This is a genomic window from Mycobacterium sp. NPDC003449, assembly GCF_053588415.1.
On sequence record NZ_JBSFPX010000005.1, the window covers coordinates 53,826 to 67,832 of the forward strand.

At 67.8% G+C, this 14,007-nt stretch carries 13 protein-coding genes; 6 read left to right on the forward strand and 7 right to left on the reverse strand.

Features of this window, described 5'->3' with window-relative positions:
* Nucleotides 1-33 precede the first annotated feature (33 nt).
* From coaD to ACWDTP_RS02930, 6 genes are read right to left on the reverse strand one after another with little or no spacing between them, the layout of a single operon-like run.
* Nucleotides 34-510 (reverse strand): pantetheine-phosphate adenylyltransferase, encoded by a 477-nt coding sequence (coaD, locus tag ACWDTP_RS02905; RefSeq protein ID WP_450016384.1) that lies wholly within the window; start codon nt 508-510, stop codon nt 34-36.
* Nucleotides 511-544: 34 nt separating this feature from the next.
* A complete protein-coding gene (gene rsmD, locus ACWDTP_RS02910; RefSeq protein WP_450016484.1) occupies nt 545-1,099 on the reverse strand; it encodes a 16S rRNA (guanine(966)-N(2))-methyltransferase RsmD in 555 nt (184 codons plus the stop codon).
* Nucleotides 1,096-4,524: a pyruvate carboxylase gene (locus tag ACWDTP_RS02915; RefSeq protein WP_450016386.1), complete on the reverse strand. Its 3,429-nt coding sequence runs from the start codon at nt 4,522-4,524 to the stop codon at nt 1,096-1,098. Before ACWDTP_RS02915 ends, rsmD begins: the two co-directional genes overlap by 4 nt.
* 34 nt (nt 4,525-4,558) lie before the next feature.
* Nucleotides 4,559-5,197 carry a vitamin K epoxide reductase family protein gene (locus tag ACWDTP_RS02920; RefSeq protein WP_450016388.1) on the reverse strand — a complete coding sequence of 213 codons (639 nt, stop codon included), beginning with the start codon at nt 5,195-5,197 and terminating at the stop codon, nt 4,559-4,561.
* On the reverse strand, nt 5,194-5,955 hold the full coding sequence (locus ACWDTP_RS02925; RefSeq protein ID WP_450016390.1) for a DsbA family protein: 762 nt from the start codon (nt 5,953-5,955) through the stop codon (nt 5,194-5,196). The genes ACWDTP_RS02920 and ACWDTP_RS02925 overlap by 4 nt, the downstream gene beginning before the upstream one ends.
* A gap of 31 nt (nt 5,956-5,986) precedes the next feature.
* A complete protein-coding gene (locus ACWDTP_RS02930) occupies nt 5,987-7,078 on the reverse strand; it encodes an alpha/beta hydrolase (RefSeq protein ID WP_450016392.1) in 1,092 nt (363 codons plus the stop codon).
* Between the two features lie 13 nt (nt 7,079-7,091).
* Here ACWDTP_RS02930 and ACWDTP_RS02935 point away from each other — a divergent pair, with 13 nt between their 5' ends.
* Together ACWDTP_RS02935 and ACWDTP_RS02940 are read left to right on the forward strand one after the other, a co-directional pair.
* Complete coding sequence (locus ACWDTP_RS02935; RefSeq protein ID WP_450016486.1) at nt 7,092-7,919, forward strand: aldo/keto reductase; 828 nt, start codon at nt 7,092-7,094, stop codon at nt 7,917-7,919.
* A gap of 5 nt (nt 7,920-7,924) precedes the next feature.
* On the forward strand, nt 7,925-8,770 hold the full coding sequence (locus ACWDTP_RS02940; protein ID WP_450016394.1) for an aldo/keto reductase: 846 nt from the start codon (nt 7,925-7,927) through the stop codon (nt 8,768-8,770).
* Between the two features lie 64 nt (nt 8,771-8,834).
* Here ACWDTP_RS02940 and ACWDTP_RS02945 read toward each other — a convergent pair whose 3' ends face one another.
* Nucleotides 8,835-9,404 carry a TetR/AcrR family transcriptional regulator gene (locus tag ACWDTP_RS02945; RefSeq protein WP_450016396.1) on the reverse strand — a complete coding sequence of 190 codons (570 nt, stop codon included), beginning with the start codon at nt 9,402-9,404 and terminating at the stop codon, nt 8,835-8,837.
* Between the two features lie 54 nt (nt 9,405-9,458).
* On the opposite strand from ACWDTP_RS02945, the gene ACWDTP_RS02950 reads away from it, so the two are divergent.
* From ACWDTP_RS02950 to ACWDTP_RS02965, 4 genes are all read left to right on the forward strand, one after another.
* Nucleotides 9,459-9,965: a GNAT family N-acetyltransferase gene (locus tag ACWDTP_RS02950; RefSeq protein ID WP_450016398.1), complete on the forward strand. Its 507-nt coding sequence runs from the start codon at nt 9,459-9,461 to the stop codon at nt 9,963-9,965.
* Nucleotides 9,966-10,121: 156 nt separating this feature from the next.
* Nucleotides 10,122-11,798 (forward strand): dihydroxy-acid dehydratase, encoded by a 1,677-nt coding sequence (ilvD, locus tag ACWDTP_RS02955; protein WP_450016400.1) that lies wholly within the window; start codon nt 10,122-10,124, stop codon nt 11,796-11,798.
* Nucleotides 11,791-12,465 carry a GntR family transcriptional regulator gene (locus tag ACWDTP_RS02960; RefSeq protein ID WP_450016402.1) on the forward strand — a complete coding sequence of 225 codons (675 nt, stop codon included), beginning with the start codon at nt 11,791-11,793 and terminating at the stop codon, nt 12,463-12,465. Before ilvD ends, ACWDTP_RS02960 begins: the two co-directional genes overlap by 8 nt.
* Before the next feature lie 94 nt (nt 12,466-12,559).
* On the forward strand, nt 12,560-13,984 hold the full coding sequence (locus ACWDTP_RS02965; protein WP_450016404.1) for an MFS transporter: 1,425 nt from the start codon (nt 12,560-12,562) through the stop codon (nt 13,982-13,984).
* Nucleotides 13,985-14,007 lie beyond the last annotated feature (23 nt).

A 14,007-nucleotide genomic window follows, 5' to 3' on the forward strand; every position in this document is an offset into this window, starting at 1 on the left:
ACTAAGGATCGTGGCCGGTGTGTCGCCCACCGGCTAACCTTGCAGTTTGGCCCGCAACCTGCGGTTGACCGGCTCGGGCAGCAGGGCCGACACATCGCCGCCGAGCGAGGCGACCTCCTTGGCCAGCGACGACGAGACGAACGCGTACTGCGGCGTGGTCGCCACGAAGAAGGTGTCGACGCCGGCCACATGCCGGTTCATCTGCGCCATCTGCAGTTCGTATTCGAAGTCGGTGCCGGTGCGCAGACCCTTGACGATCGCGGTGAGCCCGCGGGACTTGACGAAGTCGACCACCAGGCCCTGCCCGGACTCCACTCGCAGATTCGGCAAATGCTCGGTCGATTCGGCGATCATGGCCATCCGCTCGTCGAGATCGAACATGCCCTTCTTGTTGGGGTTCACCAGGATCGCCACCACGACCTCGTCGAACTGCGCCGCCGCGCGCTCGAAAACGTCGATATGGCCGAGGGTCACCGGGTCGAAGGAGCCGGGGCATACCGCGCCACTCATGAGTGACGACGCTACAGGTCGCCCGGGTATCGGCTCAGGCCACCTCGGCGAGTTCGACCCGGGTGTCGCCGTACCGGCGTGCGCTCAACGCGATCCAGCCCTCCGGCCAGCCGACCGGTTCGCTGCTCGCGCGCCGCTCGACCATGACCACCGATCCGGCGCCAACCCAGCCGCGCTCGGCCATCGTGGCCAGCACGGCGTCGACGGCGGTCGGGGCGAGGTCGTAGGGCGGGTCGGCCAGCACCAGATCCGCGCGCCGTTGCGCACCGCCGCCCAGCACCGACTCCACGCTCCCCCGCCGCACCGTCGCGCCGCCCGCGTCGAGCGCGGCGATGTTCCTGGCGATCACCGCCGCCGCTTTGGCGTCGGCCTCGACGAATATCGCCGACCGTGCACCGCGCGAAAGCGCTTCCAACCCAAGGGCGCCCGAGCCGGCGTACAGGTCGAGCACGGTCAGCCCGGCAAAATCCAGCCGCGCGGCCAGTGCGTTGAAAACCGCCTCCCGCACCCGGTCCGAGGTCGGCCGGGTCCCGCTGGGAGGCACCGCGATCCGTCGCCCGCCGTAGCTGCCGGCGATGATCCGGGTCAGACTGCTCCCCCGGTCGCTTCGCTGCCGCCGGCCGAACCCACCACCACCAACAGGTCACCGCCCTCGACCTGGGCGGTGGTGGCCACCGCGACCCGCTCGACGGTGCCCGCGTTCGGTGCGGTGATCGCGGCCTCCATCTTCATGGCCTCGATGGTGGCGATGGTCTGCCCGGCCTCGACGGTGTCGCCGGCGGCCACCCCAACCGTGACCACCCCGGCGAACGGGGCCGCCACGTGACCGGGATTGGCGCGGTCGGCCTTCTCCGCGGCGGGTGTCTCGCTGGCGATGCTGCGGTCGCGCACCAGCACCGGGCGCAACTGCCCGTTGAGGATGCACATCACCGTGCGCATACCCCGCTCGTCGGCGTCCGAGATCGCCTCGAGGCCGATCAGCAACTCCACCCCGCGTTCGAGTCGCACCCGGTGCTCATCGCCCTGACGCAGCCCATAGAAGAACTGGTTGGCGCTCAATGACGAAGTGTCGCCGTAGGTTTCGCGGTGCGCGTCGAATTCGGCGGTCGGCGCGGGAAACAGCAGCCGGTTCAGCGCAGCCTGACGCGTAGTGCCCGGTTCGGCCAGCAGCCCCTCGTCCTCGGCCGACAGTTCGGGGGCCGGTTTCGCCGGGCCGCGGCCGGCCAGTGCCTTGGTACGCAACGGCTCCGGCCACCCGCCCGGCGGATCACCCAACTCGCCGCGCAGGAACCCGATCACACTGTCGGGGATGTCGAACCGCGCCGGATCGGCCGCGAACTCGTCGGCGCTGACGCCAGCACCGACCAGCGCCAGGGCCAGATCGCCCACCACCTTGCTCGACGGGGTCACCTTCACCAGGCGGCCGAGGATCCGGTCGGCGGCCGCGTAATTGGCCTCGATGTCCTCGAACCGGTCGCCCAGCCCCAGCGCGATGGCCTGCTGGCGCAGGTTGCTGAGCTGGCCGCCGGGGATCTCGTGCGAGTAGACCCGGCCGGTCGGGACGGGTGGGCCGGACGCCGCGACATCGAACGGCGCGTACACCTTGCGCAGCGCCTCCCAGTACGGCTCCAGATCGCAGACCGCCGACAGCGAAAGCCCAGTGTCGTACTCGGTGTGGGCCGCGGCCGCCACGATCGAGCTCAGCGCCGGCTGGCTGGTGGTGCCCGCCAACGGGGCGGCGGCGCCGTCGACCGCCGACGCGCCCGCGGTCCAGGCCGCCAGGTAGGTGGCCAGCTGTCCGCCCGGGGTGTCGTGGGTGTGCACGTGCACCGGCAGGTCGAACCGGGTCCGCAACGCGCTCACCAGGGTCTGCGCCGAGGCAGGTCGCAACAGCCCGGCCATGTCCTTGATCGCCAGGACGTGCGCGCCCGCATCGACGATCTGCTCGGCCAGTTTCAGGTAGTAGTCCAGCGTGTAGAGGTTCTCGCCCGGATCGGTCAGGTCACCGGTGTAGGACATCGCGACTTCGGCTACCGCGGAACCGGTTTCACGCACGGCGTCGATCGCCGGGCGCATCGACTCCACATTGTTCAGCGCGTCGAAGATCCGGAAGATGTCGATCCCGCTGCGGGTTGCCTCGTCGACGAATGCCGAGGTGACGATCTCCGGATACGGGGTGTAGCCGACGGTGTTGCGGCCACGCAGCAGCATCTGCAGACAGATGTTGGGGATCGCCTCGCGAAGCGCGATCAGCCGCTCCCACGGATCCTCCTTCAGGAACCGCAGCGCGACGTCGTAGGTCGCCCCGCCCCAGCATTCGATCGACAGCAACTGCGGCATCGTGCGGGCCACATACGGCGCCACCGGCAACAGTCCCGTCGACCGCAACCGGGTCGCCAACAACGACTGGTGCGCATCACGGAACGTGGTGTCGGTGACCCCGACGGATCTGCTGTCGCGCAGCCAGCGGGCGAACCCCTCCGGGCCCAGCTCCACCAGCCGCTGCCTGGAGCCCGCCGGCGGGGGCGCCGAGAGGTCCACCTGGGGCAGCTTGTCGTGCGGGTACACCGTCGACGGGCGCTCGCCGTGCGGTTTGTTGACGGTCACGTCGGCGAGGTAATTGAGGATCTTGGTGCCGCGGTCGGCGGGCGAGCGCGCGGTCAGCAGGTGCGGGCGATCGTCGATGAACGATGTGGTGACGCGGCCCGCGCGGAAATCGGGGTCGTCGACCACGGCCTGCAGGAACGGGATGTTCGTCGACACCCCGCGGATCCGGAACTCGGCCAGCGCCCGGCGGGCCCGCGAGGCCGCCGCCGAGAAATCCCGGCCCCGGCAGGTCAGCTTGACCAGCATCGAGTCGAAGTGCGCCGAGATCTCCGCACCGAGATTCGACCCGCCGTCGAGCCGGATTCCCGCGCCGCCCGGCGACCGGTAGGCGGTGATCCGGCCGGTGTCGGGGCGAAAGCCGTTGGCCGGGTCCTCGGTGGTGATCCGGCACTGCATGGCCGCCCCGCGCACCCGCAGATCGTCCTGGTTCAGACCGAGATCGGAGAGCGTCTCCCCCGCCGCGATCCGCAACTGGGACGACACCAGATCGACATCGGTGATCTCCTCGGTGACCGTGTGCTCGACCTGGATCCGGGGATTGCACTCGATGAACACGTGGTGCCCGCGCTCGTCGAGCAGGAACTCAACCGTGCCGGCACACGCGTATCCGATCTGCCGGGCGAATGCGACCGCGTCGCCGCAGATCTGCTGTCGCAGCTCATCGGGCAGGTTGGGGGCGGGTGCGAGTTCGACGACTTTCTGGTGGCGGCGCTGCACGCTGCAGTCCCGCTCGAACAGGTGCATCACGTGACCGGCGCCGTCGGCCAGGATCTGCACCTCGATGTGGCGCGGATTCAGCACGGCCTGTTCCAGGTAGACCGAGGCGTCCCCGAACGCCGACTCCGCCTCGCGCGATGCCGCCTCGATCGCCTCCGGCAGCGCCGCCGCATCGGTGACCCGGCGCATACCGCGGCCACCACCACCCGACACCGCCTTGACGAACAGCGGAAATTCCATCCCGTCCGACGCCGCGACCAGGTCCGGCACCGAGGAGGACGGCTCCGAGGAGGCCAGCACGGGCAGGCCGGCGTCGCGCGCCGCGGCGATCGCGCGGGACTTGTTACCGGTCAGCTCGAGCACCTCGGCCGACGGACCGACGAAGGTGATGCCGTTCTGGGCGCAGGCCGCCGCCAGCTCCGGGTTCTCCGACAGGAAGCCGTACCCCGGATACACCGCGTCCGCCCCGGAATGCACCGCCACCCGGATGATCTCGTCGACCGACAGGTAGGCCCGGACCGGGTGGCCGACCTCACCGATCTGATACGACTCGTCGGCCTTCAGCCGATGCAGCGAGTTCCGATCCTCATACGGATAGACGGCAACGGTCGCGATGCCCATCTCGTATGCGGCACGGAACGCACGGATCGCAATTTCGCCACGATTGGCGACAAGCACCTTGGAGATCACGCGTAACCCTAACCGCCGACTTGTTTCCAGAGTGTTACAACAGCGTTGACCAGTAGTCCCAGAACCGGACCAGGATCAGCAGTACCAGCGCGGCGAACCACAGCGCCACCAGCGACCATCGCCACTGGTGGATGGCCCCCACCACCGGGTTCGCCAGCTGCGGACGCAGCGCGATCGAACTCACCACCACCAACAGCGGGATGGTCACCGCCCAGACCCCCATGCAGTACGGGCACAGGGCACCGATCCGGTACAGGCTCTGGAAGATCAGCCAGTGCACGAACACGGCACCGAGCAGCGTGCCGACCGCGAGCCCCGCCCAGTACCAGCGCGGCAGGCGCACCCCCGCGAGCGCGAGCACCCCGGTGACCACGACGAGCGTGAACGCGACGATCCCGATCATCGGATTGGGGAAGCCGAACACCGAGGCCTGCGGGGTCGCCATGACCGAACCGCAGGACAACACCGGGTTGATGCTGCACGACGGCACGTAGTCCGGGTTGATCAGGGTTTCGAACTTCTCGTAGGTCAGCGTCAGCGCCGCGGTCAACCCGACGACACCGGCGATCAGCACCCACACCGCGCTGAGCCGACCGACCGCGACACCCGTACCGGTCTCGGTCTCGGTCTCGGGCTCGCTCACGGGCTGCGCGGTCGCGTCGGTCACGGTCATGGCTGGGCGGGCGCGCCGGGCGCCACCGCGGCGAGACCGGGCACATCGCCGACGATCTCCTTGATCTTGTCCACCAGGGCCTGCGGCGTGCTCGGCTCATAGTCCTCGCCGTTGATCCGCAGGGTCGGAGTCGAGTTGATCCCGCCCGCCGATGCCATCCCCTGCACCATCTCGACGTAACGACCCTTGGAGATGCAGTCCGGAACCCCGCCGCCGGCGCCGGCCTGGCGCGCGAGTTCGATCAGGCGGGCGTTGTCCGGGTAGACACCGCTGCCCTCCTTGGGCTGCAGTTGCTCGGAGAACAGCGCCTCGTGGAACCGGCGGAAAGCCGCGTCGGACTCGTCGGCCACGCAGTACGCCGCGGCGCCGGCCCGGGAGGAGTAACCGTTGCCGGCCTTGTCGAGGATGCTGACCATGTGGTAGTCGACCGCGATCGCGCCGGTGTCGATGAGCTTGGTGATGGTCGGGCCGAAGCTGCGCTCGAGGTTGCCGCACGCCGGGCAGAGGAAGTCCTCATAGGTGCTGAGCACGGCCTTGGGATCCGAGGTGCCCTCGTTGGTGACGACGTTGCTCGACGCCACCCGGATCGCCTTGCCCTCGCCCCCGCCGGGCTTCTTGTCGCCGGTCGTGACGATGTAGAGCACCAGTGCGGCGGCGAACAGCACGACCACCGAGGTCAATCCGATCTGGATGAACAGGTTGCGCTTGCGATCGGCTGCCTTGAGGTCGTACTTGGCGGTCTTCTTCGGTTTGGCCACGCACCAAGCGTACCGGCGGCGCCCAGGTCGCTCAGCTGCGGCTGAGATGTGCCCGCAGCGCCGAGATCATCGCGGCGGTCGCGACGGCGCTGCGCCCGCCCAGCGGGAAGAAACTGGCGAAGGCGTGAATCAGCGACCGCTCTTCGCGCAGGTCAACCGGGACCCCCGCGGCGCGCATGGCCCGCGCGTAGCGGTTGCCCTCGTCGCGCAGCGGGTCGAATCCGGCCGTGACGACCAGGGCGGGCGGCAGCCCGGACAGATCCTCGGCCAACAACGGTGAGACCACCGGATCCTCGGCCGTGACCTCGGCACCGTCGAGATAGTGCCCGCCGAACCATTCGATCTGACGCCTGGTCAGGAAGTAGCCGTCGGAGAACAGCGTGCGGGACCGCGTCTCACTCGAGTGGTCGGTGACCGGATACAGCAGCAGCTGCAGTGCGGGCAGCGGCAGTTCCGAATCGCGCGCCTGCTGGGACACCACCGCGGCCAGGTTCCCACCCGCGCTGTCTCCACCGACGATGACCCGCGGCGCGCCGAAACCGTCGGCGTGGTCGAGTGCCCACCGGTAGGCCGCATAGGCGTCCTCGACGGCGGCGGGCGCCTTGTGCTCGGGGGCCAACCGGTAGTCGACCGACACCACCTGGATGCCGCCGTCCCGGCAGATCAGCCGGCACAGGTTGTCGTAGATGTCGAGGTCGCCGAGAACGAACCCGCCGCCGTGGAAGTACAGCAGCAACGCCGGGGTGGCGTCGGTGTCGACGGGGACGTAGCGGCGTGCCGCCATCGGTCCCGCCGGGCCGGGAATGGAGACGTCACTGACGTCCACGTCGATGGTCGGGTGCATCATCGCCGCGGTCACCCGCAGCTGGGCCCGCGAGACGGTCACCCCCGAGGCCGGGCTGAAGTCGGCGACCAGTCCCGACAACCCGGCGGCGCGCTGCGCCGCCAACAACAGCTGCAGGGTCGGGTCCAGGGTGTTGCCGTCGACGGTCACCGAACGCCCGCCCAGCAACAGACGTTTGCGGTGGTCGGGGATTCGGGGCAGCGCGTTCAGGGTGAAGTTGGTGGCGCGGTTGAGCAGCAGCTCCTTGGCGGCATGCCGGCCTGGCAGACTTTCAGTCATGGCAGCTCCCTCCGTGAACCCTCGCGTCACGCTCAACGACGGTAATTCCATCCCACAGGTCGGGTTGGGTGTCTGGCAGACCCCTGCCGAGGAGACCGAGCGGGCCGTGACCGCCGCCCTTCAGGCCGGTTACCGGCATATCGACACCGCGGCCGCCTACCGCAACGAGACCGAAACCGGCCAGGCCCTGTCCAATTCGGGGGTGCCGCGCGAAGACGTCTTCCTGGTGACCAAGCTGTGGAACAGCGATCAGGGCTATGACGCTACCCTGGCGGCCTTCGACGCCAGCGTCGACCGGCTCGGGGTCGACTACCTCGACCTCTACCTGATCCACTGGCCGGTCCCGGCCAACGGCCAATACGCCGACACCTTCAAGGCATTCGGCCATCTGCGCGATCAGGGCCGCGTCCGGTCCATCGGCGTCAGCAACTTCGAACCCGAACACCTCAACGTCCTGATCGACAGCACCGGCATCGTGCCCGCGGTCAATCAGGTCGAATTGCATCCGCTGCTGCCCCAACACGAATTGCGGGAGGTGCACGCCAAGTTGGGGATCGCGACGGAGGCGTGGAGCCCGCTCGGGCAGGGATCGTTGCTGGCCGATCCGGTCATCACCGGGATCGCCGACAAGCACCGCAAGACACCCGCCCAGGTGCTGATCAGGTGGCATCGGCACCTGGGTAATATCGTCATCCCCAAGTCGGTGAACCCAGAACGGATTGTGAGCAATTTCGACGTGTTCGATTTCGACCTCGACGAACAGGACATCGCGTCCATCGCGTCGCTGGAGAACGGAACACGCCTGGGTCCCGATCCTCGAACCTTCAATTTCACAGGGTAGGTGACATGAGCCCATCGAACGGGGCTGCGATTCCCACCATCACGCTCAATGACGACCGGACGGTCCCGGTCGTCGGTCTCGGCGTCGGCGAGCTGTCGGATTCCGAAGCCGAGCGCTCGGTGTCGGCCGCGCTGGAAGCCGGCTACCGCCTGATCGACACCGCGGCGGCCTACGGCAACGAGGCCGGAGTGGGCCGCGCGATCGCCGCGTCGGGGATCGCCCGCGACGACATCTTCGTCACCACCAAGTTGGCCACCGCCGATCAGGGCTTCCAGTCCTCGCAGGACGCCGCCAAGGCGAGTGTGGAGCGGCTCGGCCTCGACTACGTCGACCTCTACCTGATCCACTGGCCCGCCGGGGACACCAGCAAATACGTCGACAGCTGGGGCGGCCTGATGCGGGTGAAGGAAGAGGGCCTTGCCCGCTCGACCGGGGTGTGCAACTTCGGCGCCGAGGACCTGTCGACCATCATCAACCTGACCTTCGTGAGCCCCGCGGTCAACCAGATCGAGCTGCACCCCCTGCTCAACCAGGCTGAACTGCGGCGGGTCAACGCCGAACACAACATCGCCACCGAGGCGTACGGCCCGCTGGGCGTCGGCCGGCTGCTGGACAATCCGGCCGTCACGGCCGTCGCCGGCGCGCACGGCAAGACCGCGGCGCAGGTTCTGATCCGGTGGAGCGTCCAGCTCGGCAATATCGTGATTCCGCGTTCGGCCAATCCCGAGCGCATCGTGTCCAACTTCGAGGTGTTCGACTTCGAGCTGACCGACGACGAGATGGCCACCCTCAACGGCCTCGACGAGGGCACCCGGTTCCGGCCGGACCCCGCCACCTACACCGGCACCTGATCCCGCCGAGCAGACACAAAACTGCCCGTTTTCACTGGAAAATGGGCAGGTTTGCGTCTGCTCGTCAACACCGGAACTGGGTCCGGACCGCGCAGGTGACACGATCGGTGTCGCCGGTGGCCAGCAGATCCAGCAGCGCCCCGCGCAGCACCGCCAACGCCAGGGTGCGGCGCGCGACGGCATCGTCACCGTCGCGTTCCGTCGCGGGCTGGCAGGTCGCGAGAACCGTGAGCCAGTCCGCGACGGTGTCGTGCGCGAAGCCGGCCCACGCCCCGTCCGGCTCCACCAGCGAGCGCGCATAAGCCTCCGCCCACAGCTTGAGCAGCGGCCGATGTTCTTCGGCCGCAAGCCAATCCCAGGTCACCTGGACGGCAGCGGCCAGCCCGAGCGGGCCGGTGGTGTGCCGGAGCCGGTCCAGCAATTCCAGTTCGTCGTCGCGTGCCCGCGCCAGCAGCGCACGCACCAGACCGTCCTTGCTGCCGAACAGGAACAGCAGAACCCGTGGGCTGGACCCGATCGCCGCGGCCAACGGGCGCAGTGACATATCGCCGAGGCCGTGGGTCAGTGCGTACCGGTAGGCGCTCTCCAGGAGTTCGGTCTGGCGTGCGGACGGGGTTGTCGGATACGCGGGCACGTTGGTAGTTTACCGCTACTGAAACGAGTGTGTCAGTGTTCTGGAGGTTCATCGATGTCGTGGGCCGCCGACCAGAGGCAGGTCACCGTGCGCCGGGCCGACCGCCCGGGCGATCTGGGTTGGGTCGTGATGGCTCACGGCGAGATCTATCACGACCAGTTCGGCTGGGATAGCACCTTCGAGGCCCTGGTCGCACGGATCGTGGCCGACCACGCCGCCGCACACGATCCGGCCAGGGCGGCGGGCTGGATCGCCGAGGTCGACGGCGAGCGCGCCGGATGCGTCTTCTGCGTGGCCGGCGATGAGCCCGACGTCGCGAAGTTGCGGATCCTGCTGGTCACACCGCGGGCGCGCGGCCTGGGACTGGGCACCCGCCTGGTCGATGAATGCCTGACCTTCGCCCGCGACGCGGGCTACCGGCAGGTCACCCTGTGGACCAACGACGTCCTGGTGGCGGCGCGAAAGATCTATCAGGCGTTCGGGTTCCGGCTCGTCGAGTCGGACCGTCACCACAGCTTCGGCCACGACCTGGTCGGCCAGAACTGGGCGCTCGACCTCTAGGCCCCACCGCGAGCAGACACAAACCTGTCCATTTTCACTGGAGAATGGGCAGTTTTACGTCTGCTCGGCGGGGATATCGAGGCCGCCCTCGAGGCACCCCGACCTCCATCTGCCAAATGTTGACATTTAACAGATGATCCTTGTAGCGTGCGTCACATGACAACAGCACCCCGGCGCAGCGAACTGCGCTACCAAGGGCCTGACCGCGCGTTCGCCCGTTCCTGGTGGTACGGAACCGGCAGGACCCCCGCCGAGCTGAAGCGTCCCCTGATCGCAGTCGTCAACTCGCACAACGAGATCGCCAACGAGAACGTCCTCCTGGACAAGATCGCCAAGCGCGTGAAGGACGGCGTCACCGCAGGCGGCGGCACGGCAGTCGAGTTCAACGTCATCCACGCGACGGATGTGCTCAGCGAGGCATCCGACGGGATGCGCTACGTGCTGCCGTCCCGGGAGACCGTCGCCGACTCGGTCGAGATCATGCTGCAGGCCCATGCTTTCGACGCCGCCGTGCTCATCGCGGGTGGCGACAAGATCACCCCGGCGATGATCATGGGCAGCCTGCGGGTCGACCTGCCGACGGTCTTCGTCTACACGGGTACCACCGAGACGGGCCGGGTGGACGACCGCGAGATCTCCTGGGAGACGGTGTTCGAGGCGATCGGCGAGTACCACAACGGGCAGATCACCGAGGAGCAGCTCACCGAACTCGAGATGGCCCAGATGCCGACGCCGGGCGGCGGAGCCAGCGCCTACACCGGAAATACGATGGCGATGTGCGCTGAGGCAATGGGTCTGGCATTGCCCGGCGTATCCACCGCGGTGTCGGGATCGGCCGAGCAACTCCGCCTCGCCTACGACAGCGGGCTCGCGGTCACCCGCCTGCTCGAACAGGGCACCACGATCAGGCATATCGTCACCGGACCGGCGATCCGCAACGCGGCTCGCGTCGCCATCGCGGTGTGCGGTTCGACCAACACATCGCTGCACCTACCCGCGATCGCGCACGAAGCCGGCGTCGCGTTCGACTGGCGGACGTTCGACGAACTCTCGCAGGCCACTCCCACTCTGGTGGCCCTGCGCCCGTCGGGTCCGGTGTCCCTGCCGGAGTTCCACCGCGCCGGTGGCGTCCAAGCGGTACTGCACGAGTTGCGCGGCGCACTGGAACCGAGCGCTCGGATAGCGCCCCCGCCGTCAGGCGCCGCCGCGCCACGCCGCGATCGGACCATAGCGACCGTCGCCGACCCCATCGCGCCTACCGGCGGGCTGCGGGTGTTGTTCGGTAACTTGGCACCGCTGGGCGCAATCGTCAAGGTTGGCGGGGTTCCCGAATCCCTCCTCAACCACAGCGGGCCAGCCCGGGTGTTCGAGGACGAGGAGAAGGCGATCGTGGCGATCCACGGTGGGCAGATCGAGCCGGGCGACGTTGTGGTGATCCGCAACGAGGGCCCGCGCGGCGGCCCGGGATTTCGCGAGATGCTCGGTGCGACAGCGGCTGTCGTCGGAATGGGGCTCGCCGACTCGGTGGCCCTCGTGACCGACGGACGATTCTCGGGTGCATCACACGGCGCCGCAATCGGCTACGTCTGTCCGGAGGCCGCGTCGGGCGGTCCGCTCGCCTACCTTCAGGATGGTGACGTGATCACCCTGGACCTGGTGGCGGGCCGGCTCGACGTCAAGGTCGACGAGGCCGACCTGAAGGCACGTGCGCCCGGACCTCGCCCCGGCACGCCCGGTACCGGAGTCCTGGCGCGATACTCGCAATCGGCCAGCGAGGCCTGTTTCGGCGCGGTGCTCGACTCCGGACTGTCCGCGGCGGGACGTCATGACTGACGCGGCCAATGTTCGGCAGATCCGCCCCAAGCTGCTCTACGAGACCGCAGCCGACGAGATTCGGCGCGCGATCCTGGCCCGCACCTATGGTCCGGGTTCGCGAATCAACGAGGTCGAACTCGCCCGGGACCTGAACCTGTCCCGGGGGCCGGTCCGGGAGGCGCTGCGTGCCCTCGAACACGAGGGCCTCGTCCTCGCCGAACCCCAGAAGGGCGTTCGGGTACAGCACACCTCGTCGCAGGAATTCCGGAACGCGTTGGCACTACGCACCACGCTGGAAACCCTCAGCCTGCACGAGACCGTCGCCGCGGTCACCGACAGAGATATCACGGCACTTCGCCAACTGATGACAGAGATGTCGCAGGCCGAAACCGACGGCGACATCCTCACCGTCATCGACCTTGACTACGAGTTCCACGAACGCTTCCTGGAGATCGCGCCGTCGGCGGTGGTCCGCGGCGCCTGGCGGGCGATCGCCGGCCAGATCCGGATGTACCTTGCCATCGGCGATTCCGCGTGGGCGCAATCGGGATCGGTCGCGGTCTCGCATGAACCCATCGTCGTGGCGTTGGAGGCGAGAGATGAACTCGTGCTCCACGATTCCGTCCTCGCCCACATCGAGGAGAACCGCGCGTCCATCGGCGCGAGCATGCCCGAAACGCCCTGACACCCAACATCATTAAACCGGTGCATAACCGGAAAAAGACTCCACGCGGCTTCCCAATCGCGTATTCGCCACTCACAGCATATCAGGAGTTCCCGTGTCCACCTCACCCACCGGATCACCCGGGGTCGCGCCAAGCTGGCGTGGACCCATCGGAGATTGCGCTCACCGCAAGGTATCTCGACATCTACTTCCGATTCTGGTCGTCTTCTACGTTCTCGCCTACCTGGGTCGGTCGAACCTCGGCTACGCCGCCCTGACGATGAATGCCGACCTCGGCATCACGGATACGGCCTTCGGCTTGGTCGCGGGCATCTTCTTCATCGCCTATTTCATCTTCGAAGTGCCGTCGAACATTCTGCTCGACCGCTTCGGCGCGCGAAAGTGGATCGCGCGCATCCTGGTGACCTGGGGCCTGGTGATCGTCTGCACCGGTTTCGTCCAGAACGTCGAGCAACTCTATGTGGCCCGTTTCCTGCTCGGCGTCGCCGAGGCGGGCTTTTTCCCGGGGGTCATCCTCTATCTGTCCCGGTGGTACCTCGGACGCGACGCGGCCAAGGCGGCGGCCCTGTTCATGTTGGCCATTCCCGTCTCCTACATGGTCGGCGCGCCGGTATCGGGCTGGATCATCGACAACGTCAGCTGGCTGAACATGCCGAGCTGGCGGTGGATCTTCATCCTCGAGGGCATCCCGTCGATCATCGGCGGCATCGCATGCTTCTTCGTGCTGCCCGACCGGATCCGCGACGTGAAGTGGCTGAACCCGCCGGAGAAGGAATGGCTGGAGAACTCGCTCGCGGCCGAAGCCGAGTTGAAGCCTTCCAAGAGCAAGCACTACATCTCCCGGCAGACCTTGCTGGACCCGAGGATCTGGGTGCTGGTGCTGATCTACTTCGCCATCGAGATGGGCGAGTACGGGCTCGGCTTCTGGACCCCGCTGATCATCCAGCGGATCGGGGAGAACCTGAGTGCGACGAACGTCGGCCTGCTCACCTCCGCGACCTACGTCCTCGGCGCGATCGCCCTGGTCGTGTGGGGCCGCAGCTCCGACCGGCGCCGTGATCGACGGTGGCACACCATTATTCCGACGCTGCTGTGCGCGCTGACCCTGATCGTCATCAGTTCGGTGTCACACTCGGCGGCGGCGATCGTCTGCCTCGCCGTCATCATCGCCTGCATCTACGCCGTCCTCGGACCGTTCTGGTCACTGCAGAGCTACTTTCTGACCGGAGGGGCTGCGGTCGTCGGAATCGCCTTGATCAACTCCTTCGGGAACCTCGCCGGGTTCGTGAGCCCCTACCTGATCGGTGCGATGAGCGACTGGACCGGAAACCAGTACGCCGGTTTCTACGTGATCGCGGTGTTGATGGTGATGGCCGCCGGGCTGCTCGCGAAATCCGTACGCAACGAGCAGCTTCGCGCGCAGGAAGACCAGGCCCTCGCGGATGCCGCCGAGCGCTCGGCCGCCGTCGACTCCGCGCTCAGCCCGCCGAGCAGACAGAAAGGTGCCCGTTTTCACTGAAAGATGGGCAGTTTTGCGTCTGC

Excerpts from the sequence above, each read along its gene's own strand:
- ACWDTP_RS02960 (WP_450016402.1), top strand. The coding sequence starts at position 11,791 with ATGACTGACGCGGCCAATGTTCGGCAGATCCGCCCCAAGCTGCTCTAC.
- ACWDTP_RS02950 (WP_450016398.1), top strand. The coding sequence starts at position 9,459 with ATGTCGTGGGCCGCCGACCAGAGGCAGGTCACCGTGCGCCGGGCCGAC.
- ilvD (WP_450016400.1), top strand. The coding sequence starts at position 10,122 with ATGACAACAGCACCCCGGCGCAGCGAACTGCGCTACCAAGGGCCTGAC.
- ACWDTP_RS02940 (WP_450016394.1), top strand. The coding sequence starts at position 7,925 with ATGAGCCCATCGAACGGGGCTGCGATTCCCACCATCACGCTCAATGAC.
- ACWDTP_RS02930 (WP_450016392.1), bottom strand. The coding sequence starts at position 7,078 with ATGACTGAAAGTCTGCCAGGCCGGCATGCCGCCAAGGAGCTGCTGCTC.
- coaD (WP_450016384.1), bottom strand. The coding sequence starts at position 510 with ATGAGTGGCGCGGTATGCCCCGGCTCCTTCGACCCGGTGACCCTCGGC.
- ACWDTP_RS02920 (WP_450016388.1), bottom strand. The coding sequence starts at position 5,197 with ATGACCGTGACCGACGCGACCGCGCAGCCCGTGAGCGAGCCCGAGACC.